This is a genomic window from Acidiplasma aeolicum (assembly GCF_001402945.1).
Lineage (GTDB): Archaea > Thermoplasmatota > Thermoplasmata > Thermoplasmatales > Thermoplasmataceae > Acidiplasma > Acidiplasma aeolicum.
The window spans coordinates 1-838 of the sequence record NZ_LKBG01000175.1 but is presented as its reverse complement, the minus strand read 5'-3'; the positions used below and the strand labels follow the sequence as shown (position 1 = coordinate 838).

Annotated in this window: 1 protein-coding gene; it reads left to right on the top strand. The window is 25.7% G+C overall.

Annotation, left to right across the window (positions count from 1 at the left end; all coding sequences use genetic code 11):
* Positions 1-85 precede the first annotated feature (85 nt).
* Positions 86-610 (top strand): hypothetical protein, encoded by a 525-nt coding sequence (locus AOG54_RS04145; protein ID WP_055032466.1) that lies wholly within the window; start codon positions 86-88, stop codon positions 608-610.
* Positions 611-838 lie beyond the last annotated feature (228 nt).

The following is an 838-nucleotide window of genomic DNA, read 5'->3' as shown; positions in this document are numbered from 1 at the left end:
TTTGATTTTAATATAAAGGCATCAAGGGATTTATCTGTATTAAAGGATTCTGATGCCTTTATATTAAAATAATAATAAACTAAAAATGGTATATTTTCTCGAGAAAAAACTGGCATATGCCAATAATTCTTGCATAGCAATTCGTAAAAATCTGCTGGAAACAAAAAAGGAATGGCTCAAAAATCAGGTAGCCAATATAGATAGGTTTTTATTCATGGCCGGACTGTTATCAAATTTAGATTTATATATAGATAGCAGAATTTTAACCACATATAGAATGCATGATAAACAAACAAGTGCATTACAGGATGGGGACATAAATATTTTAATTAATAGAAAGATCAATTTTATTAATAAATCTTTACCTGCTTTTGAAAATATGTATAAAATGGCAAGGGGTTCAGAATTTGAAAATTATATGTACACCAGAATAATAAATTTAAAACTTGCCTACAATTTTTGGTCCTTTTCTAAAAAATATGAGATTGAAAAAAATCCATATATATTATATCTAAGGAGTGGAAATTATTTTGAATTCCCAAGACTTTTTATCTACAAATCACCACTTTTCTTAAGAAAAAAGCTGATTAGTTTAATATATTCTGTATAATGTATGGATTAAATATTAAGGTCTAATGAAATTAACAGACATAATTTTATATTTAAATTTACATACGTAATTTACATGACCGGAATTTTTAACAATCAACATTTAGTTCTTAAGCACAGAAAATTCGATAAGAACCTAATTATAACTTTAATAACAGGAATTATATTTTCTGCAATATTCTCGGCATATTCCATTTATAAATATTATTCACTTGATGCATCTGCATAT

What these genes read in the sequence shown, in the direction of transcription:
- AOG54_RS04145 (WP_055032466.1), top strand. Translation starts at nt 86, where the DNA reads ATGGTATATTTTCTCGAGAAAAAACTGGCATATGCCAATAATTCTTGC.